At 59.9% G+C, this 19,325-nt stretch carries 18 protein-coding genes; 10 read left to right on the top strand and 8 right to left on the bottom strand.

Going from position 1 to position 19,325, the window contains the following annotated elements:
• Positions 1 to 123: 123 nt before the first annotated feature.
• On the bottom strand, positions 124 to 1,197 hold the full coding sequence (locus PMI35_RS09635; RefSeq protein ID WP_008062590.1) for a diguanylate cyclase: 1,074 nt from the start codon (positions 1,195 to 1,197) through the stop codon (positions 124 to 126).
• 190 nt (positions 1,198 to 1,387) lie between these two features.
• On the opposite strand from PMI35_RS09635, the gene PMI35_RS09640 reads away from it, so the two are divergent.
• The 3 genes from PMI35_RS09640 (at position 1,388) to hglS (ending at position 5,308) form a co-directional block, all read left to right on the top strand.
• Entirely contained in the window at positions 1,388 to 2,839 is a 1,452-nt protein-coding gene (locus PMI35_RS09640) for a flavin-containing monooxygenase (protein ID WP_008062588.1), read from the top strand.
• Between the two features lie 21 nt (positions 2,840 to 2,860).
• Positions 2,861 to 3,817 carry an alpha/beta fold hydrolase gene (locus tag PMI35_RS09645; protein WP_008062586.1) on the top strand — a complete coding sequence of 319 codons (957 nt, stop codon included), beginning with the start codon at positions 2,861 to 2,863 and terminating at the stop codon, positions 3,815 to 3,817.
• A gap of 111 nt (positions 3,818 to 3,928) precedes the next feature.
• Positions 3,929 to 5,308, top strand: coding sequence for a 2-oxoadipate dioxygenase/decarboxylase HglS (gene hglS / locus PMI35_RS09650; protein ID WP_008062584.1), 1,380 nt, complete (start codon positions 3,929 to 3,931; stop codon positions 5,306 to 5,308).
• A gap of 107 nt (positions 5,309 to 5,415) precedes the next feature.
• Here the strand turns inward: hglS and PMI35_RS09655 are convergent, their stop codons facing one another.
• From PMI35_RS09655 to PMI35_RS09675, 6 genes are all read right to left on the bottom strand, one after another.
• Positions 5,416 to 6,093, bottom strand: a complete 678-nt coding sequence (locus tag PMI35_RS09655) for a type 1 glutamine amidotransferase domain-containing protein (RefSeq protein WP_008062582.1) — start codon at positions 6,091 to 6,093, stop codon at positions 5,416 to 5,418.
• A 380-nt stretch (positions 6,094 to 6,473) separates the two neighbouring features.
• The gene (locus PMI35_RS0132945) at positions 6,474 to 7,055 is read right to left on the bottom strand and encodes a hypothetical protein (protein WP_032831842.1); all 582 of its coding nucleotides are present in this window, start codon (positions 7,053 to 7,055) and stop codon (positions 6,474 to 6,476) included.
• Positions 7,056 to 7,188: 133 nt separating this feature from the next.
• Positions 7,189 to 7,431: a hypothetical protein gene (locus PMI35_RS09660; RefSeq protein WP_008062579.1), complete on the bottom strand. Its 243-nt coding sequence runs from the start codon at positions 7,429 to 7,431 to the stop codon at positions 7,189 to 7,191.
• A gap of 62 nt (positions 7,432 to 7,493) precedes the next feature.
• Entirely contained in the window at positions 7,494 to 8,567 is a 1,074-nt protein-coding gene (locus PMI35_RS09665) for a lipocalin-like domain-containing protein (RefSeq protein ID WP_008062578.1), read from the bottom strand.
• A complete protein-coding gene (locus PMI35_RS09670) occupies positions 8,557 to 11,028 on the bottom strand; it encodes an ABC transporter permease (protein ID WP_008062577.1) in 2,472 nt (823 codons plus the stop codon). The genes PMI35_RS09665 and PMI35_RS09670 overlap by 11 nt, the downstream gene beginning before the upstream one ends.
• Position 11,029: 1 nt before the next feature.
• Positions 11,030 to 11,698: an ABC transporter ATP-binding protein gene (locus PMI35_RS09675; RefSeq protein WP_008062576.1), complete on the bottom strand. Its 669-nt coding sequence runs from the start codon at positions 11,696 to 11,698 to the stop codon at positions 11,030 to 11,032.
• A 273-nt stretch (positions 11,699 to 11,971) separates the two neighbouring features.
• Between PMI35_RS09675 and PMI35_RS34730 the strand changes: the two genes are divergently transcribed.
• A complete protein-coding gene (locus tag PMI35_RS34730; protein ID WP_157295759.1) occupies positions 11,972 to 12,310 on the top strand; it encodes a hypothetical protein in 339 nt (112 codons plus the stop codon).
• A 16-nt stretch (positions 12,311 to 12,326) separates the two neighbouring features.
• Here the strand turns inward: PMI35_RS34730 and PMI35_RS0132940 are convergent, their stop codons facing one another.
• Positions 12,327 to 12,575 carry a hypothetical protein gene (locus PMI35_RS0132940; protein ID WP_050562638.1) on the bottom strand — a complete coding sequence of 83 codons (249 nt, stop codon included), beginning with the start codon at positions 12,573 to 12,575 and terminating at the stop codon, positions 12,327 to 12,329.
• Positions 12,576 to 12,680: 105 nt separating this feature from the next.
• Between PMI35_RS0132940 and PMI35_RS09680 the strand changes: the two genes are divergently transcribed.
• The 6 genes from PMI35_RS09680 (at position 12,681) to PMI35_RS09705 (ending at position 19,297) form a co-directional block, all read left to right on the top strand.
• Complete coding sequence (locus tag PMI35_RS09680) at positions 12,681 to 13,607, top strand: LysR family transcriptional regulator (protein ID WP_008062575.1); 927 nt, start codon at positions 12,681 to 12,683, stop codon at positions 13,605 to 13,607.
• 124 nt (positions 13,608 to 13,731) lie between these two features.
• The gene (locus PMI35_RS09685) at positions 13,732 to 15,012 is read left to right on the top strand and encodes a flavin-containing monooxygenase (RefSeq protein WP_008062574.1); all 1,281 of its coding nucleotides are present in this window, start codon (positions 13,732 to 13,734) and stop codon (positions 15,010 to 15,012) included.
• A 13-nt stretch (positions 15,013 to 15,025) separates the two neighbouring features.
• Positions 15,026 to 15,739 (top strand): SDR family NAD(P)-dependent oxidoreductase, encoded by a 714-nt coding sequence (locus tag PMI35_RS09690; RefSeq protein WP_008062573.1) that lies wholly within the window; start codon positions 15,026 to 15,028, stop codon positions 15,737 to 15,739.
• Positions 15,740 to 15,825: 86 nt separating this feature from the next.
• Positions 15,826 to 17,175, top strand: coding sequence for an MFS transporter (locus tag PMI35_RS09695; RefSeq protein WP_008062572.1), 1,350 nt, complete (start codon positions 15,826 to 15,828; stop codon positions 17,173 to 17,175).
• An 8-nt stretch (positions 17,176 to 17,183) separates the two neighbouring features.
• Positions 17,184 to 17,576: a Rid family hydrolase gene (locus PMI35_RS09700; protein ID WP_008062571.1), complete on the top strand. Its 393-nt coding sequence runs from the start codon at positions 17,184 to 17,186 to the stop codon at positions 17,574 to 17,576.
• 74 nt (positions 17,577 to 17,650) lie between these two features.
• Positions 17,651 to 19,297, top strand: a complete 1,647-nt coding sequence (locus tag PMI35_RS09705; protein ID WP_008062570.1) for an acetolactate synthase large subunit — start codon at positions 17,651 to 17,653, stop codon at positions 19,295 to 19,297.
• Positions 19,298 to 19,325: the final 28 nt, after the last annotated feature.

Below are 19,325 nucleotides of genomic sequence, written 5' to 3'. Positions count from 1 at the left end.
AAGGGCGAAACCCTAAGTGGCCGTTACCGCAGCAACGGATATGTACTCGGACAACAAAGACAGGTCGGCTGTCAGGCCGCCATCGCTGGCAAGCCAGCTCCCACAGGGGTTCAGCGGTGAGGTTCAGACCGAGTCAAGCAGCTCGCGCTGAGGCCTGTCATTGCTGCAACAGATAACCCGATTACGCCCCGAGGTCTTGGCCTCATACAACGCCTGGTCAGCATCGTTGAGCCACAAGGTCGCATCGGCGTGGCGTGCGTTAAAGGCCGCAAGACCAATGCTCAAGCTGACTTTCAGGGCCGGAGTTTGCTCGTAGCCCAAGGTCGCGAAACGGTCACGCAAGGCGTCCATGGCCACGGCCGCGTTGCCCAGCGGCAGGTCGGGAAGGATCACGCAGAACTCGTCGCCGCCATAACGCCCGGCCACGTCGGTGGCCCGCAGGTTCTGCCTGAGCATCTTGCTCAATCGGCGCAGCACGATGTCACCGGCGACGTGGCCGTAGGTGTCATTGATGCTCTTGAAGTGGTCGATGTCGATCAAGGCGATGGCCCCGCCCTGATGCTGGCGTTGGCAGCGCTGGAACTCGACCTCCAGTTGATCCTTCCAGGCGCCGTGATTGAGCAGGCCGGTCAGGCTGTCGGTGCGGCTCAGGGCCAGCAGCTCACGCTTTTGCCGGCCGAGGGTATAGGCCTGGCGATAGCAGATCCAGCCCAGTGCCATGGGATAAAAACACATCAGGGGCAAGCAGGCGTACAGCTGGAGCTGGCTGGTTTCAGGGATGAATACAGGGGTGAAGATCAGCCAGCCGACGCACACCCCGAGGATCTGCGCCGCACTGCCCACCAGGAGAAAACGCAAACCGCCGATAGCCACGTTGTTCATCGCCATCATGGAAATAGTCGTTGCACTGGGCAGCGGATTGAACTGCATCGCGGCGACCCAGAAGCCGCCCATGAACGCGTCGACCAACAGGTTGCGGTGTTCGGCGTGATAGGGCGTCTTGCCGCGACGCGCCCATTGATAGGCCAGGTGCGGCCAGAGCAAACCGTTGAACAGCATCAGGCTCCAGACCCACGGCGCCGGGTCCAGTGGGTACATCGCCACACTCACGCAGATCAAACCCAGCACCAGGCCGAGGATTCGCGACGTGTAGAGCCTCCTGGCCAGTGAAAGTCCTTTTCCTCCCATCTTTCCCATAGGGACCTCTGCACCACAGAACGAACCTGTTCACACCGGGAATGCAGGTGTGCCCGAAGTCTATCAGGGCAACGGCAAATAGCCATCACCGGCCGGCGGGACGAGCTCCCGTCGCCAGCAAATCGATGTACCCGCAGAAACGGCTATACATGAAGGTAGGGAATGCTGCACAACGTTGAAAAGGAGGCCCATGCAGACCTTTCAAGTGCTGATCATCGGCAGCGGTTTTGGCGGCCAGTGCGCGGCGGTCAATTTGCTCAAGGCCGGCATCGACGATTTTCGCCTGCTGGAACGCCGGGATTTCTTCGGCGGCACCTGGTGCCAGAACACTTACCCGGGCGCCGCGGTCGACGTGCCCTCGCCGCTCTATTCGCTGTCGTTCGCCCCCTACCGCTGGACGCAGATGTTCGCCGAACAGGCTGAACTGCACCGCTACACGCGTTACGTGGTGGAGCATTTCGGCTTGCGAGGCAAGGTGGAACTGCAGGCCAATGTCGAGCGTGTCGAATGGGACGAAGAACATAAACGCTGGGCGGTACATACCACCAAGGGCGTGTTTCACGCCCAGTTCCTGATCAATGCCACCGGCCCCCTGAGCCAACCGGTGGTGCCGCACTTTGAAGGTCAGGAACGCTTTGCGGGCAAAGCCTTTCATACCAACAATTGGGATCATTCCTACGATTACCGGCAAAAACGTGTGGCCATCATCGGCAGTGGCGCCAGTGCGGCCCAGGTAATTCCGGCGATCGCCCCGGATGTCGAGCACCTGCATGTATTCCAGCGCACGCCGCATTGGGTGCTGCCGCGGGCGGACCGCACCTTCGGCCGTTTCCAGCGCTGGTTGCTGGGACTCAAGCCGGCCTACAAGCTGCTGCGCTGGCTGATCTACTGGCAGTTTGAAACCCGGGTGATTGCATTTAAATATTCAAGGCCGGCAGTGCGCATGGTCCAGCTGCAGGCCCTGCGTTTGCTCAAACGCCAGGTGCCGGATGCCGAACTGCGGCGAAAATTGACCCCCGACTACACGCTCGGCTGCAAGCGGGTGATCCTGTCGAGCACCCTTTACCCTGCGCTGTGCCGCGCCAACGTGACATTGCACAGCCGCGAACAGGGCGTCAAAGCCATCGATGAAACCGGCATCCTCATGCAGGACGGCCAGCACATCGACCTGGACCTGATCGTCTGGTCCACCGGTTACGACGCCACCGACGGGGTGATTTCCTACCCGGTGACGGGAAAAAACGGCACCCGCCTCCAGGACGTCTGGGCGCAATACCCGCGCGCCTACCTCGGCACCAGCCTGCCGGCCTTCCCCAACCTGTTTATCGTCACCGGGCCGAACACCGGAATCGGCCACACATCGGCACTGTTCATCATCGAATCGCAGATGAACTACATCCTCGATTGCATTCGCACGATAAAAGCACGCGGTTTGCGCAGCATCGAAGTACGCCCCGAGGCAGAACGTACCTACACTGAAATGATCCATAGAGAAATGGAACGCACGGTGTGGAAGTCAGGAGGCTGCCACAGTTGGTATCAAAGCAAGAGCGGTCATGTGATAGCCATGTTTCCCGGGTTCAGTTTCAGCTTTCACCGCTTGACCCGAACCCTGAAACCGGCGGATCACATCGTGTCCTGATCAGATAGAAGGAAGACGCTGATGCTTTTACTGGTTGTCGCTATTGCGGTGTTCGCCGCCTGGAGCTGGTTGAGCTACCCGGCCATCGGGTACTGGCTGTATGACTTGAGCGTGGCTGTCGAGGCCAAGTTGTACAAACTGCACAAGATTGTCGTGCCCATCGCCGAAATGACCGTCTCGACCTGGCAAGGCGGGCCGTATGAGGCGTCCAGCAATGTGTTGATGCTGCACGGCTTCAGTGCCGACAAGAACCTCTGGCTGCGTTTTGCCCGGCACTTTGTCGGCAACTACCGGGTAATCATCCCCGACATCGCCGGGCATGGCGAAACCGGCTTCAAGGCGGGCGGCGGCTATGACATTCCGTTGCAAGCCAAGCGCATGATCCAGCTGCTCGATGTCTGCGGGGTCGACAAGGTCCATGTCATCGGCAACTCGATGGGCGGCTACATCGCGGCCTGGCTGGCGGCCCACTATCCGGAGCGCATCGCCTCGCTCGCCCTGTTCGACCCTGCCGGGGTGACCGCACCGGAACCCAGTGACCTGGAACGGCATTTGGCCAAGGGCCACAACCCGTTCCTGATCCACTCCCGGGAAGAATTCAAATATTTCTATGGCATGACCATGGCCGAACCGCCGTGGGTGCCGCGGGTGGTGCTGGACGCCATTGCCCATCGCTATCAACAGACGCGCGACGAACTGGAGGAAATCTTCCGCGAACTTCGCGCCAGTCCGCCCATGGAGCCGAAATTACCGGCGATCAAGGCCCCGGCGCTGCTGCTATGGGGACGCAAGGATCGCTTGATCGATGTCAGCAGCGTAGCCATCTGGAGCAAAGGCCTGGCGGATCTGCGGGTGGAAATATGGGAAGGCATCGGGCACATGCCGATGGTGGAGGCGCCTGCCGGTTCGGCGCGCCTGTATCGGGAGTTTTTGGCATCGCTGCGCTCGGAAAGCCCCCAGGATCAACGACTGCACTGAACTGGCAGTCCTTTGCAGAATGAAGTTCGTCAGAAACTTCGTTTGCCGGCGTCGATGAAGGCTGCGATCTTTTCTCCCATCCTTCACGTCAACGCGCCAGGAATTTTGTTCATGAGCCACCGAAGCTTCGTCAGCCCCGACCTGATCCGCCAACGCTTCTCCAAAGCGATGTCCGACATGTACCGCGAAGAAGTGCCGCTGTACGGCGCGCTGATGGAGCTGGTGGAACAGACCAACCGCCACGTGCTGGACCACGACCCGCAAGTGGCCCAACGCTTGAACAGCACCGGGGAAATCGAGCGCCTGGACCTTGAGCGCCATGGCGCAATCCGGGTCGGCACCGCCGCTGAACTGGCCACCCTCGCCCGCCTGTTCACGGTCATGGGCATGCAGCCGGTGGGTTACTACGACCTGACCCCGGCCGGGGTGCCGGTGCATTCGACCGCATTCCGTGCGGTACATGAAGCGGCGCTGCAAGTCAGCCCGTTCCGCGTGTTCACCTCGTTGCTGCGCCTGGAACTGATCGAAGACCTGGAGCTGCGGGCGTTTGCCCAATCGGTACTGGACCGGCGTTCGATCTTCACCCCCGCGGCGCTCACGCTGATCGATCGCGCAGAATCCCAAGGCGGCCTCAACGAAGAAGAGGCCGAAGAGTTCGTAGAGCAGGCTCTGGAAACCTTCCGCTGGCACCACAGCGCCACGGTCACCGCCGAGCAATATCGGAAACTCAGCGCCCAGCATCGCCTGATTGCCGATGTGGTGGCGTTCAAGGGACCGCACATCAATCACCTGACCCCGCGCACCCTGGACATCGACATCGTGCAGGCGCAGATGCCGGCGCACGGCATCACCCCCAAGGCGGTGATCGAAGGACCACCGCGCCGGCAGTGCCCTATCCTGCTGCGCCAGACCAGTTTCAAGGCGCTCGACGAACCGGTCGCGTTCACCGATCAATCCGACACCCGCGGCAGCCACAGCGCCCGGTTCGGTGAAATCGAACAACGCGGCGCCGCACTGACGCCCAAAGGCCGGGCGCTGTACGACCGTTTGCTCAATGCCGCGCGGGACGAACTCAAGGATTTCCCCAACGAAGCCAACGCCGAGCGCTACAACGCGTTGATGGCGCAACACTTCAGCGAATTTCCTGACACCTATGAAGGCATGCGCCAACAGGAACTGGCGTTCTTTCGCTACTTTGTGACGGAAAAAGGCCTGGCAGCGGCTGAACTGAAAACCTTGGCGCTCGAAGACCTGGTCAGCGGCGGGTATCTGCAAGTTGAACCGCTGGTGTACGAGGATTTCCTGCCGGTCAGCGCAGCGGGGATTTTCCAGTCAAACCTGGGGGATGCGGCGCAAACCCACTATGGCGTGCACTCCAACCAGCAGGCGTTCGAAACAGCCCTGGGGCGCCAGACGATTGATGAGTTGCAGTTATATGCGCAAACGCAACAGCGTTCGATCGAACAGTGCCTAACCGCCCTGGGTCACTAAACAACCCTGACAACCCTTGTAGGAGCCGGCTTGCCGGCGAAGGCGTCCTTGAGCATTGCGTTGGCCTATCGGGCGCCTTCGCCGGCAAGCCGGCTCCTACAAGGTGTTTATTTCAACTTCGCCAGCAAAGCCTCAGCCGTGGCCTGTGAAGACGCCGGATTCTGTCCCGTCAGCAACAGGCCATCGGTCAACACATAACTCGCCCAATCCGGCCCCTTCGAAAAAATCCCGCCCTTGGCCTGGAGTTCATCCTCCACCAGGAATGGCACGACCTTGGTCAGTTGTACCGCCTCTTCTTCGCTGTTGGTGAACCCCGTCACCTTCTTGCCTTTGACCAGTGGCTGGCCGTCGGCGCCCTTGGCATGGCGCAGCACACCGGGCGCATGGCAGACGGCCGCGACCGGTTTGCCGGCGTTGTAGAACGCTTCGATGAGCGCGATCGAGTCACGGTCTTCGGCCAGGTCCCAGAGCGGTCCATGGCCGCCTGGGTAGAAGATCGCGTCGTAATCCCCGGCCTTCACCGTGCCCAGCACGACAGTCGAGGCCAATGCGGACTGTGCCGCTGGGTCCTTGCGAAAGCGTTCGGTGGCCTCGGTTTGTGCATCCGGCTCGTCGCTTTTGGGGTCCAACGGGGGCTGGCCGCCCTTGGGCGAGGCCAGGGTCAGTTGTGCGCCAGCGTCCTTGAAGGCGTAATAGGGTGCCGCGAATTCTTCCAGCCAAAAGCCGGTTTTCTTGCCGGTGTTACCCAATTGATCGTGGGACGTTAGAACCATCAGGATTTTCATGTCGTCATCACTCCATCTCGGGACGGCGGGCGAAACACATAACAGTCAGTTACAAGTTCAAACCCGGGGGATAGTGCAGAGCAGACAACGACTGCGCCCTTCGTGTTGAAAGTGCAGTCGTACTTGAAAAAAGTGTTCGCCCAGTGTTATGGCCTCGGCATTCCATGCACTGGTAAAGAACCCTGACACTGGGCGAACGGGGTGTATTTTAATAGATGTTTATGGATATGTCCGCGAATTAAACATGAAATTTGCCGATACATATTCTATAAGATGTCAATTCAAATACAATTGAAACCAACAACTTAAACCCACTAGTTCGGCCAAAACTGATTATTCCTATACAAAATTTGTACAGGAATAATCAATGAATAAATCACTCAACTTCCAGATGCGGTGGTTACCTGCAATACGTCGGTGTATATCACGTTAACGCTTTGTCCGACTTTCAGGTCCTTCAACTTGGCTTGAACTTCCGGTTTTTCGACAGTGATGGTTTTGGTCTGCCCCGCCGGGTTTTTAAAGGACACCTGGTTTTTCTTCAGGTCGATGTCGGTGATTTGCAACTGGACTTCGACCTGACGATAAGCTTCGCCGCCAGGGACGTTGCCGGGTGCGTTGCGAGCTTCGCCGGCACGCTCCAAGCTGCCAGGCAGCCCCTTGTCGACATCGGTGTCGAGGTAGGCGGCGACGGAGCGAGTAACCTTGATGTCGACCTGGTCGCCGGCTTTCAGCTGGCCAAGGTTTTTCGCCTTGTCGGTCAATTGCACATGGACCTGACGACCTTCCGGCCCTTCAAGCACCACTTGATGCTTGGCGGCATCGACCGAAACGACTTTGGTGCTGACTTCATCAGCTTCCACGACGGCAGACAACGGGATATCCGCGGCAACGGCGCTGAGGCTGGCAGCAGACAACAAGGTGGCAAGGGTGACAGCTTTGGTCAGTGCGTGAAGTTTCATAGGCAGAACATTCCCTGTGATCAATGACGACAAACAGCGCCGAAACAAGCTCCAACGCCGTGTGTGGGAATGAGCATAGACGCTGATCAGGGAGTGTTCGCGGTTTCTTGTGCGGTCGATTCGCCGCTGGCGGTCATGCTTCAGGATCATCGAGTTCCCGGGCGACGTTGATCGCCGGCGAGTCCTTGTGGGATTGCTCCGCCCGGGCCTTGAGCTCCTGCCATTTTTCAAGATCGATGGTGCCCTGCCCCAACAGATCGTCGGCCAGGCGCTGCAAGTCCATGTAATAGGAGTCGGGAGACTGTTGCCAGTAAGCCTCGTCCTCATACAGGCGCTGCCATGCGTCAAGGTCGGGCGGTGTAAGGTCTTCGCGCATGGCGGGCTCCTGTCAAAGGGCTTATTGACTTAGGAGGACAGCGCTTTGCCGAGAGTTCCGACTCAATAACCGGTCATTTCCAGATACCCCTGCCCGCCGTGGCTTCCGCTCAAGCGCACCGGTCCCTCCCAATACGGAATGCGCAAATCCATCCAGGCTTGGGGGTTCAGCGCACTGATGACGATATCGAGGTTTTTGCCGGGAATCTGGATCGACCAGCGCACCGGCATCGAACGCCCGGCCACTTTGGCGGTGTCCTGCGGGGTGAGGTGGATGTCGGCGGCGCTGAGCATTTGTGTCTGGCCCTGGGCGTCGATCCAGGTTCCGGTCAGGTAAGGATCGCCGTCCTTTTGCCGCATGCGATAGAGCATCACCTGCTCGCCGCTGTCCAGGTGCAGGGAAAACCAGTCCCAACCGCTCTGGTTGGCGGTCAGGGGCTGGCTGCTCCATTCCCGGTCGAGCCACGCGGGGCCGCTGACCTGAAACGCCTTGCCGTCGATCGAAAGCAGGCCGCTGGCCTGGAAAAACGGTTGGCTGTAGTAATACGACGCCTGGCCCTGTTCGGACTTCTGACTGAAACCCTTGTCTCCTTGCAGCACCAGCGGGCGATTCGAGGTCAGCCGCAGTTCATAACTGAAAGCCTTGTCCCGGGCACGCAATTGCATTTCGGCCAGAGGGTCGGCACCCGCTGCCTGACTACTCAAACGCCAGTCGTCGATCCACGCCTGGAACGGCGCAAGGCTCACGCCGGCCTGTCCCACGCCGCCACGGGCATAACGTTCGGCGGCATGATGCACCGAGGCCGAGGTCACCGCCGCGTGCCCCAGCCATATCGTCTGGTTGGCCCAGCCAGCCCCCTCGGGCGTGGCTTTCAAGGCACTGCGAAACAGCGTCCACTGCGCGCCGAACTCACGGCCCTGCGCATCCTTGAGGTTGGCGGTGATGTACCACCATTCGATGCGAAAGCCATCGTGCGGGCCGTGGTCCGCCGGGAAGCTGAACACGCGCCCTGGCACCACCGGGGTAAAAGCGGACGCTTGATTGCCGAGGCCGGCGAAGCCCTTTTCATCCGGCGCCGGTTGACCGCAACCGGCGAGCAACGCTACGACCAGGCAAAGCCCGAGCTTAATCCTCATGGGCAAAGGTCCTCAGCAGGTCCGCCGGTTGCGTGCGATACAGCGAATACAGCGGCCACGCCGACGCCAGCAGCGTCGCCAACAACGCCAGCCCCATCAACTGCAGCAATTGCAGGGGAAACACCCGCAGCGGCAGACGCCAGCCAAAAGCCTGCACATTGATCACGGTGTCCAGGCACCAGGCCAACGCAATGCCCAGCGGCAACGCCAACACCAGCGTCAGCACCGCCAGCAGCCAGGTTTGCCCGAGGTTGAGCAACATCAATTGCCGGCGCGTCACCCCCAGCGCCCACAGCGGCGCCAGTTGCCCGAGACGACTCTGGCTTTGCGTCAGCAGGCTGATGAACAGCGCCACGCCCGCCACGCACAGGGTCAGGCTATTGAGCGCGGCGGTAGCGGCGAAGGTGCGCTCGAACACTTGCGTCGACCACCCCTTGAGCCGGGCCTGATCGACGATGCGACTGTCCTCCAACGCAAAACGCGCTTGCAGCGCGCTCACGAACGGCGTGATCAGTGCTGGCTCGATGCGCAGGTTGAAGCGATTCGGCGTCAGTTGCGGCCAGCCGCGCAGCAGGTGATTGACGTTGACCAGCAGGTGGCCTTTCGGGTTGCCATAGTCGGCGTAGATCCCGACGATGCGGGGCGACCAGGGACCGTTGGGCGTGGCGATCGTCAAGCGGTCGCCGAGCTTGACCTTCAAGCGTCGCGCCAGTTGCTCGCTGAGCATCATCGTGTCGTCCGCCGCCAGGCTGTCCCAGGGTTTATCGCCCAAGGTTTCCAGCAACGGCCAGTGCTGACGATAGGTCGGGTGATCGATGACGCCAAACACATCCGCCGGCCAGCCCTGCAATTGAATCGAGACCTGCCAGTTGGGCAAGACCGCCGTCAGTTGCGGTTGCTGCTGGAGCCAGTCGTACATCTGCCGCGCCTGGGCCGGGTTTTGCGGATTGAGGTAGAGCTCGGCGGTCAGCCGTTGTTCCAGCCAGTTGCTGAAGGTCTGGCGAAAACCGGCGGTCATGCTGCCGGCACCGATGTTGGCCGCCAGAGCCAGCAGCAACGCCATCAGCGCCAGGCTCAAGGCCGGCAGTTGCTGGCGACAATCGGCGACAAACCACTGGCCGAGCACGGAAGCGGTGCGCCTCGTCAGCCCGTTGAGCACGGCATTGAGGACCACCGGCAACGCCAACGCGGCGCCCAGCAACAGCGCGGCCATCAACACAAATCCGCTGGCCAGGCTGTCACCGCGCAGCAAGGCCAGCAACGCAATGCCCAACGCAATCGCCGCCACCCAACCCTGGCGGCGCAGCCAGCGTGCATGGGCCTGATGCCAGGCCTGCGGATCGGCCAGGGCCAGCAACGGTAAACGCGCTGCCCGCCACACACTGCTGGCACCGGCGAGCGCGGCGCCGAGCAGGCCCAGGCCGATGCCGCTGAACCACCACAGCGGACTCAGGCTCAACTGCCCCGCCACTTCGGCACCGTACAACCCGCGCAGGCTGGCGGCGACATCCGGCAGCAAGACGCTGGCCAACAGGTAACCGCTGACCACGCCGGCCACACCGCCGATCAAGGCCAGAGCGCCCAGTTCGACGGCCAGGCAGACGATCAGCATCCGCGCGCTGACCCCGCAGGCGCGCAGGGTCCGCAGCAGACCACGCCGCTGTTCCAGCGCCAGCCCTATCGCGGCATGCACGATAAACAGGCCGACCACGAACGACAGGAACCCCAAAGCGTCCAGATTCAGGTGAAAGCTCTCGGTCAGGCGCGCCAGATTGTTTTCTTCGCCACGGGTCTTGATCTGAAGTTGTCCCTTGAACGAATCGGGCAAAGTCGCGGTGAAATCCCCGGGCAGCAGCAGACGCGACAACTGATCGGGCAACCCGAGAATCTGCTGGGCAAAACCGATGTCCACCAGCAGCACACCCGGCGCCATGTCCGCCTGCGCGCGCAGGGGTGGCAAGGCCTGGCCGTTCAAGGCCTGTGGCCGATCGCCCTGGGCCAATCCCAGAGACTGCAGGGTCTGCGGCGCAATCCAGGTGCTGCCCGGCGCGGTGAAGAACGCCACAACCTCCTCAATGGCCAACGCCCGCCCCGCCACCTCAGACCCGGCCGGCAGGGACACGGGTTCGATGCCCATCAGTTGCAGGCGCTGATCCTCATGGCCCTTGAGCGTCAGCCGCCCCTGCAACACCGGCGACACCGGCCAACCGGCCCGGCGCAGGTCGATAAACAACTGCTGGGAGAAAGTCCCGCCGCCGGGTGCACTCAGGCTGGCCTGGGGTTCGCCGCCGATCAGCTGGCTGGCCTTGGCATAGCTGTCCCGCGCCTGACTGTTCAGGGCTTGCACGCCGGTGAGCAGGCTGGTGGCCAGCCACAGCCCGGTCAGCACGCTGAAAAACTGCACCGGGTGCTGTCGCCAATGACTAAGAAGCGCGCGCAGGGTCTGGCGAAAAATGCGCATCTCAGCCTTTGCCCACGGCCGCCAGTCGACCGCCGTGCAACACCACCTTTTCGGCCATTCGCGCCGCAACGCTGGGGCTGTGAGTGACCATCAGCAGGGTCGTCGGACTGTCGTCGAGCAGCTCGAGCAGCAACTTCAGCACCTCGGCGCTGGTGGCTTCATCGAGGCTGCCGGTGGGCTCGTCGGCCAACAGCAACTTCGGTTGCGACGCCAGTGCGCGGCCCAATGCGACCCGCTGTTGCTGGCCGCCGGAGAGCTGCTCGGGATAACGCCGCAGCAAATCGCCCAAGCCCAGGCGCTGCACCAGATGCGCCTGCCAACGCGGATCATGGCGCCCGGCCAGGCGCGCTTGAAACGCCAGGTTGTCCTCCACCCGCAAGCTGCCGATCAGGTTGAACTGCTGGAACACCAGGCCGATCTCGGTGCGTCGCCAACTCGCCAGTTGTCCTTCGTTCATCTGCTCCAACCGCTGCCCGCCGCTGCGAATGCTGCCGCGATCGACCTTGTCCAGCCCGGCGATCAGGTGCAGCAAGGTGCTCTTGCCACTGCCCGACTCTCCCATCAACGCCAGGCTGCTGCCGGGCTTGAGGCTCAGGTCGACGCCCTGCAGCACCGGCAATGGGCCTTGCGGGGTGGCGTAGCTTTTGAAGACACCCTGGACTTCAAGCATGGGAGAACCCGTTTGATGAGCCTGGGCTCAAGGATAGCGGCCTGCAATGGTTCTTGTCCGTTGCCGATTTCGGCCCAGCGCGGCCCTTTGGAATGAAACCGAACGACGCTTCCAATCGCAATGACTGACCATAGGTAGCAAAAGATCATAAACCCGCTATTACGTAAGTAATTGCCCTTCATTCATTGCAGATCGTCAAAGGTGCGTTCCACGATGCGAAATCCACTCAAGCATTCGCGAGCTCGGTCTGTTTTTTTTCTGGGTGTAATCTCCATGGGGTTGACCGCTTGCACCAGCGATGAGAACGCTGCCAATGAAATAACTCGCCCACCTATCGATGACAGCGAGACTTCGTCTGTGCGAATCACTACGAGCTGGCTACAACACTCACTTAGCCAAAATGGCTGTCTGGAGCACGCCAGAGCAGCTCTTGCAAAAGCGAAATACTTTGTTGAAGCAGGAGAAAGATCAGTCTATGGGTTGCGTGAAGGAATGACTTTTTCGATTCGCTGCGACTACGAAGGCGTAGCATTTTTTGCAGTCGCTTATCGCCATAGACCAAGCACCCAAACCCAGGATCGGATCTTGAATGAAATCACCCGGCTATTTTAAGAAGCCGAGGCCGGCCTTAAGCAACTCCCACCTCGAAACCGTGGACATCGAGGCAGAAACCGGCCGATTCTGTTGAAAAAGTCAGTCCTTCCAGACTGACCGCGTACTGACTGCTGAAAACGCCTTTTTGCGCGCAGCTACGCGAAATCTGAGTCCAGAACCCTCTGCTCAAAGTAAAGATTTCAATCTCAAGCGCGTACTTTTCTGCCGTGGAAACCATGACCGACTTTTTCAACAGAATCGGCCAAAAGCGGTCATCCAGCAATGTATAAATCTGTCAGGCGAATTTCCTGCATCACGGTTTAGACCCGCTTCGCGATATCACGAAACTGTGTCATGTTGAATTAACATTCGGTGATGGTTCTTCTCTATGACGCTGCAACAACTCCACTACTTTCTTGCCGCCATCGAACACGGTACGTTTTCCAAGGCCGCAGAGAGTTTGCATATTTCTCAACCCTCGCTTTCCGAGCAGATCCTGCGACTGGAAGAACACCTTGGCACGCATGTGTTTATCCGCACCAACCGCCGGTTGATGTTGACCGAGGCAGGACGGCGCTTGCAGCCTTTTGCCCAAGGTATGGTGACGGCGGCTCGGCAGGGTTATGAAGCGGTGCAAGCCGTGCGGGAGTTATCCGGAGGCGTGGCGAGTTTTGGCACCTTCGGTACGGCTCACCATTACTTTCTGACGGACCTGATCGAGCAGTTCCGGATGCAGCACCCGGACATGCGCATCAAAATCGTAGGCTACAACTCTTCGGAGATCGCCGAACTGGTCAGCCAGGGCGAGCTTGAAGCGGGTCTGGTCATGCTGCCCATCAAGCAGCAAAACCTCGCAGTGAGCGAGCCGGTGTGGTCGGCGCAGGTAGGCTACATCAGCGCAGACCCTGAGCGCCTGAAAGGTCCTAAAACCATCAGCGACCTGGCCGTAGCGCCGCTGATCCTGACCGAGGCACGCTGGAGCACTGGCGATCCGATTCGCCGGTTATTAGCGCAACTGGCGGCCAAAGGCGGTGAAGTACTGGACCCGATTATCGAGGTTGAGCATCAGATCACCGGGTTCGAACTCGCGGCACGCGGGCTGGGCGATGTCATTGCGACCCGTCCCATTTTGCACCAGTTGGGCTTCAACGATCGCCTTGGCTGGGTGCCCATTACCCCGCCCATCTTCGAAGTTTTCGGCTTCATCCATCGACACGACACCCCTATCTCGCCCCCCACTCGGGTACTGATCAACCTGATGCGCAGCCACTTGACCCGCATCCAGAATCTCTATGCCCATTTGGAAGCTCTCTAGCCATAGGCGATACCTATAGGAAACACATGGCTTAGCCCATTCATCCGTCGATTGCGTGGACGGATACTCAACCCACGGACGCCAACAACAGGCGCTTCCAACGTTCGAGGAATGGGGAGTCATAATGTCCAATCACTATTGCATCATCGGCGCCGGGGCCGCTGGTCTCGCCGCACTGAAGACCATGACCGACGCCGGTTTCCAGGTGGACTGCTTTGAGAAGTCCGGGAACATCGGCGGTCACTGGAACACCGACTACGACGCCCTTCACCTGATTACCCCGAAAAGCAGTTCCTGCTTCGACGGCTTCCCCATGCCTGCGGACTACCCGGTTTATCCGAGCCGCGACCAGGTCAAGGCGTATATGAACGCCTACACCGATACCTTCGGCCTGCGCGAGAAAATCTCTTTCAATACCGAAGTTCGCAGCCTTGTCCCGCTGGGCGAGAACGGCGAAGCCGGTTGGCAAGTGACCCTCGCCGACGGCACCAGCAAGCACTACGCCGGTGTACTGGTTGCCAACGGCCATTTGTGGGATTGCAAGGTTCCGCAAGTCGGCCAGCGTTTCACCGGCGTGTCGATTCACTCCGGCGAATACCGCAACGTGCAGCAGGTGAAAGGCAAAGTCCTGGTCGTCGGCTTCGGCAACTCTGGTTGCGACCTGGCAGTGGATGCCGCCCAGGCCCGTCTCGACACCACCATCGTGATTCGTCGTGGCCAACTGTTCCAGCCCAAGACCATTTTCGGCGTACCCCGTGGTGAGCTGCCGTTCCTCGGGCAATTACCGCCCGAGCAGCAAAATATGGTCATGAACATGCTGATCATGGCCAGCGTCGGCACTCACAAGAATTACCCCGGCATGCCAGCCCCGGAAACTTACGACCTCGATGCGCAGCCACCGGTGGTCAACACCCTGCTGCTGTACTGGATCCAGCACGGTCGCATCAAAGTTGCACCAGGCATTGAAAACATCGAAGGCAAAACCGTCACCTTCACCGATGGCAGCCAAGGTGACTACGACACCATTGTCTGGGCCACAGGTTTCAACACGCGCTTGCCGTTCCTAGATGAAGGCCTGCTGCATTGGCGCGATGGCGCACCGCTGCGCACCGCAGCGATGACCTTGCCGACCAACCTGGAAGGTCTGTTCTATATCGGTTTGGGCGCGCCCCGTGGCCCGCAATGGCCGGTGTATTGCGACCAGACCAAATTGGTCATGCGTTTCCTCAAGTTGCGCGCCGCCGGCATGAAAGGCCTGGCTGCCAAGTTCGCCAAACTGCAACCGGCCGAATCGCGCATCGATATCGTCAAACGCGAATGGCTGGCCAACTACCAGGACACCCAAAGCCAACTGGATGTCATGGAACTTGCTCTGCTGCCCCACTCCCTCCCTGAAATCGCCTGATCGGACGACCACTATGAACAATGCACCTCACTCCAGCGTCATCGTTACCGGTACCTCTTCGGGCATGGGCCAGGCTGTTGCGCAACGCTTTCAGGATGAAGGCTGGCATGTCGTCGCCGTCGACGTAACACCCAGCAAGCAGCCTTCCAGCGCTGTGTTCTCGCCGGTCGTTGGCGACATTACCCGCGAAGAAGCGCTGACCAGCGCCATCGATGCGGCCCTGGACGGCAAGGCACCGCTGCGTGCAATCGTCAACGCGGCGGGGATCTTCCCCACCTCGTCGCTGGAAAGCTACAGCGAGTCGTTGTACCGGAAAATTTTCGACATCAACGTACTAGGCTCATTGAATATCGCCCGCATCGGCACCCGTCACCTGAAAGCAGCCGGCGGTGGTTCCATCGTATTTTTCGCTTCGGTCGATGCGTTCACCGTGTCGAAAAACCAGCTGCTGTACAGCGCCTCGAAGGCAGCCGTGGTGGCGATGACCCGCTCTCTGGCCATCGAACTGGCCGACCACAACATCGTAGTGAACGCCCTGGCCCCAGGCTGGGTCGACACTGAAGGGACTCGTGCCGGAGGCCGCATCGAAGCCGCCATCGAGTCCATCCCATTGAAACGCGCGGCGCGCGTTGAAGAAATCGCTGATTGGGTCTGGCAACTGAGTGCCAAACCTTCCTATATCACTGGCGAATCGCTGTGCATCACCGGGGGTGTATTCATGCGCTGACCCGAGCGCAGGCCCCACGCGTCAGACGTGGGCCTGCTCCTCCTATTGACTGCTGCCTCACTACAATTATTCCAGAGGGCAATATCATGGGCGAATTACACGCTACCGCGATTCCTGAGTTTTCCAGCAATGATGTGCCAGTCGAGCAATCGCGCAAACGCCTGTCAAAAGCCGTCATAGGCGTGACACTTGGCAACATGGTCGAATGGTTCGACTTTGCGCTGTACTCCTCGTTGGCGGGCATCATCGGCAAAACGTTTTTCCACTCTGAAAATCACGCCACTCAACTGATGGCGATCTACGCCACCTTCGCCGCCGGTTTTCTGATCCGCCCACTGGGTAGTTTTATCTTCGGCCCTATTGGCGACAAATACGGACGCCGAACCGCGTTGTCCCTGAGCATTTCGCTGATGGCCATTGCCACCTTCGCGATTGCCCTCATTCCCGGTTACGCCAGCATCGGCATTTTTGCGCCGATCCTCCTGGTGCTGATGCGGTTGCTCCAGGGCCTTTCCACTGGTGGCGAATACGGCGGCTCCTGCACCTTTATTGCGGAACACTCGCCGGATAAACGTCGCGGTTATTTCACCAGTTGGTTGGAGTTCGGCAACATCTCGGGCTTCCTGATCGGCGGTGCCGTGGTCAGCTTGTTTACCCTGGGACTGGGTGAACAAGCGATGAGCGAATGGGGCTGGCGTGTGCCTTTCGCCATCGGCGGCTTGCTCGGCCTGATTGCGCTTTACCTGCGTCTTGGACTGGAAGAAACCCCGGTATTCAAGGAAATCCAGAAGAACGAAGAGCTGCAAAAGTCGTCCTCTGGCGAGAAAACCAACCTCTTCAACCTGATGCTCAGCGAGTGGCCACAGATGCTCAAGTGCATGGGGCTGGTGACCGTGTTCAACGTCACCTACTACATCGTCCTGGGCTATATCCCCGGCTACCTGGAAAACGTGCTCGGCTACAGCAACAGTTTCAGCCTGTCCCTGGGTCTTGCTGCCACCTTGTTCATGCTTGTGCTGATCCCGGTGTCCGGTCACCTGTCAGATCGATTTGGACGCAACCGCATGATTATCTGCGGCTGTGTGTTGCTGATCGTGATGGCGTTCCCCTGCTTCATGCTGCTGCATACCGGACAGGTCGGTTTCCTGTTTGCAGCCCTGCTGACGCTAACCCTGTCGCAACTGTTTTTTGAAGGTGCGATGCCGGCGACCCTGACCTCCCTGTTCAGCGCTCGCGTGCGCTACAGCGCCCTGGCCATCAGCTACAACATTGCCGTATCGCTCTTCGGCGGCACGGCACCGCTGATCAACACCTGGCTGATCTCCACCACCGGCAATCAGATGATCCCGGCCTGGTACCTGATCGCCGGCGCTGTGGTCGGCCTGATAGCGATCCTGTTCGTCAAGGATTCCACCGGTAAACCCCTCCCAAAATGAGACACGACATGACCAGCAAAACAGCATCGCGGCAAAACATTTCTTCGGGCGGCCAGTATGAATCGGTGTTCGGTTACTCCCGTGCGGTACGCGTGGGCAACCACCTGCACATTTCCGGCACCTGCGCATCGCCCGACTACGAACACAGCAATGCCTATGAACAGGCCCAGGCCATTCTCGGCACGGTGAAAAAGGTCTTGGCCGAAGCAGAGATGAGTGTTGAAGACGTAGTGCGCACCGTGGTCTACCTGCGCGACATCAACGATGCCGCGATAGTGGCCAAGGCCCACAGCGAAGTGTTCGATGGCATCCGCCCGGCCAGCAGCCTGATCCAGGTGGACTCGATGCTGCGACCTTGGCAGAAAGTTGAAATCGAAACCTACGCCATCGTCGCTGACTGAACGTTCGCGATTCACCACAGAGGCCGCGACCCTGTCGCGGCCTTTTTTTGACCCGCAAAAAGGCTGAACCCATCATGATCAAAGCTGCCGAGTTAGTTGTGAAGTGCCTGGAAAACGAAGGGGTGGAGTACGTATTCGGTATTCCCGGTGAAGAAAACCTGGACCTGCTGGACTCACTTTCGCGCTCATCAATCAAGTTGGTCCTGACCCGTCATGAGCAACCTGCGGGCTTCATGGCCGCAACTTATGGCCGCCTCACCGGCAAGACCGGTGTGTGCCTGTCCACCCTCGGTCCTGGCGCGACCAACCTGGTCACTGCCAGTGCCTACGCGTACCTGGGCGGCATGCCGATGATGATGATGATCACCGGCCAGAAGCCGATCAAGAAATCCAAGCAGGGTCGTTTCCAGATTCTCGACGTGTGCGCCATGATGGCGCCGCTCACCAAGTACACCCATCAGCTGGCGTCTGCGGATAACATCCCTTCGCGCATCCGCGAGGCGATTCGCCTGGCCGAAGAAGAGAAGCCGGGCTCAGTGCACCTGGAGCTTCCCGAGGACATTGCCGCCGAGTATACCGAGAGCACGCCCATCGCCCCAAGCCTGAGCCGTCGCCCGGTAGCCGAACACAAGGCCATCAGCGCCGCCGTCGCCAAGCTCGAAGCCGCGCGCAGCCCGGTGCTGGTGATAGGTGCCGGCGCCAACCGAAAAATGACCGCCCGGGTCTTGCGTCAACTGATCGAAAAAACCGGCATCCCGTTCATCACCACCCAGATGGGCAAGGGTGTAGTGGACGAACGCCATCCGCGCTTCCTCGGCAACGCGGCGCTGTCGGCGGGTGATTTCGTGCATCGCGCGCTGGAATCCGCTGACCTGATCATCAACATCGGCCACGACGTGATCGAGAAGCCGCCCTTCTTCATGGTCCGTGGCGGGACCGAAGTGGTGCACATCAGCTTCCGTTCCGCCGAGGTCGACCCGGTGTACTTCCCGCAGATCGAAGTGGTGGGTGACATCGCCAACGCCGTCTGGCAAATCAAGGAAAGCATCGAAGTGCAGCCCACCTGGGACTTCGAACGCCTGCTGACTATCCGCGAAGCCAATGAAGCCCATGTCGCAGAAGGCAGCGACGACGCACGCTTCCCGGTGTATCCGCAACGCCTGGTGGCGGACCTGCGCGCCGTACTGCCATCCGATGGCATCGTCGCCCTGGACAACGGCATCTACAAAATCTGGTTCGCCCGCAACTACAAGGCCTATATGCCGAATACGGTACTGCTGGACAACGCATTGGCCACCATGGGTGCGGGACTGCCTTCAGCCATGGCCGCACGCCTGGTACACCCCGACACGCCAATCGTTGCGGTTTGCGGCGATGGCGGGTTCATGATGAACAGCCAGGAAATCGAAACCGCCGTACGACTGAACATGAACCTGGTCATCATCATCCTGCGCGATGACGCCTACGGCATGATCCGCTGGAAGCAGCAACAGATGGGCTTCATTGACTTCGGCCTGGACTACGGCAACCCGGATTTCGTGCGCTACGCCCAGAGCTACGGCGCCCACGGCCACCGGGTAGAAAGCGCAGCGAGTTTCGCCCCACTGGTCACTCAGTGCCTGCAATCTCCAGGTGTTCACGTGATCGACTGCCCCGTGGACTACTCGGACAACGAACAGATTTTGCTGCATGACATCAAAACCCTGAGCGCCAGCGTCTGACACAAAATCGCAGCCTCGCTCCGCTCGA

This window comes from Pseudomonas sp. GM78, from assembly GCF_000282475.1.
Taxonomy (GTDB): domain Bacteria; phylum Pseudomonadota; class Gammaproteobacteria; order Pseudomonadales; family Pseudomonadaceae; genus Aquipseudomonas.
Note: the sequence above shows the minus strand (reverse complement) of the source record. Positions and strands in the feature narration are given on the sequence as shown.

Excerpts from the sequence above, each read along its gene's own strand:
- PMI35_RS09635 (WP_008062590.1), bottom strand. The coding sequence starts at position 1,197 with ATGGGAAAGATGGGAGGAAAAGGACTTTCACTGGCCAGGAGGCTCTAC.
- PMI35_RS09640 (WP_008062588.1), top strand. The coding sequence starts at position 1,388 with ATGCAGACCTTTCAAGTGCTGATCATCGGCAGCGGTTTTGGCGGCCAG.
- PMI35_RS09645 (WP_008062586.1), top strand. The coding sequence starts at position 2,861 with ATGCTTTTACTGGTTGTCGCTATTGCGGTGTTCGCCGCCTGGAGCTGG.
- hglS (WP_008062584.1), top strand. The coding sequence starts at position 3,929 with ATGAGCCACCGAAGCTTCGTCAGCCCCGACCTGATCCGCCAACGCTTC.
- PMI35_RS09655 (WP_008062582.1), bottom strand. The coding sequence starts at position 6,093 with ATGAAAATCCTGATGGTTCTAACGTCCCACGATCAATTGGGTAACACC.
- PMI35_RS0132945 (WP_032831842.1), bottom strand. The coding sequence starts at position 7,055 with ATGAAACTTCACGCACTGACCAAAGCTGTCACCCTTGCCACCTTGTTG.
- PMI35_RS09660 (WP_008062579.1), bottom strand. The coding sequence starts at position 7,431 with ATGCGCGAAGACCTTACACCGCCCGACCTTGACGCATGGCAGCGCCTG.
- PMI35_RS09665 (WP_008062578.1), bottom strand. The coding sequence starts at position 8,567 with ATGAGGATTAAGCTCGGGCTTTGCCTGGTCGTAGCGTTGCTCGCCGGT.
- PMI35_RS09670 (WP_008062577.1), bottom strand. The coding sequence starts at position 11,028 with ATGCGCATTTTTCGCCAGACCCTGCGCGCGCTTCTTAGTCATTGGCGA.
- PMI35_RS09675 (WP_008062576.1), bottom strand. The coding sequence starts at position 11,698 with ATGCTTGAAGTCCAGGGTGTCTTCAAAAGCTACGCCACCCCGCAAGGC.
- PMI35_RS34730 (WP_157295759.1), top strand. The coding sequence starts at position 11,972 with ATGGGGTTGACCGCTTGCACCAGCGATGAGAACGCTGCCAATGAAATA.
- PMI35_RS09680 (WP_008062575.1), top strand. The coding sequence starts at position 12,681 with ATGACGCTGCAACAACTCCACTACTTTCTTGCCGCCATCGAACACGGT.
- PMI35_RS09685 (WP_008062574.1), top strand. The coding sequence starts at position 13,732 with ATGTCCAATCACTATTGCATCATCGGCGCCGGGGCCGCTGGTCTCGCC.
- PMI35_RS09690 (WP_008062573.1), top strand. The coding sequence starts at position 15,026 with ATGAACAATGCACCTCACTCCAGCGTCATCGTTACCGGTACCTCTTCG.
- PMI35_RS09695 (WP_008062572.1), top strand. The coding sequence starts at position 15,826 with ATGGGCGAATTACACGCTACCGCGATTCCTGAGTTTTCCAGCAATGAT.
- PMI35_RS09700 (WP_008062571.1), top strand. The coding sequence starts at position 17,184 with ATGACCAGCAAAACAGCATCGCGGCAAAACATTTCTTCGGGCGGCCAG.
- PMI35_RS09705 (WP_008062570.1), top strand. The coding sequence starts at position 17,651 with ATGATCAAAGCTGCCGAGTTAGTTGTGAAGTGCCTGGAAAACGAAGGG.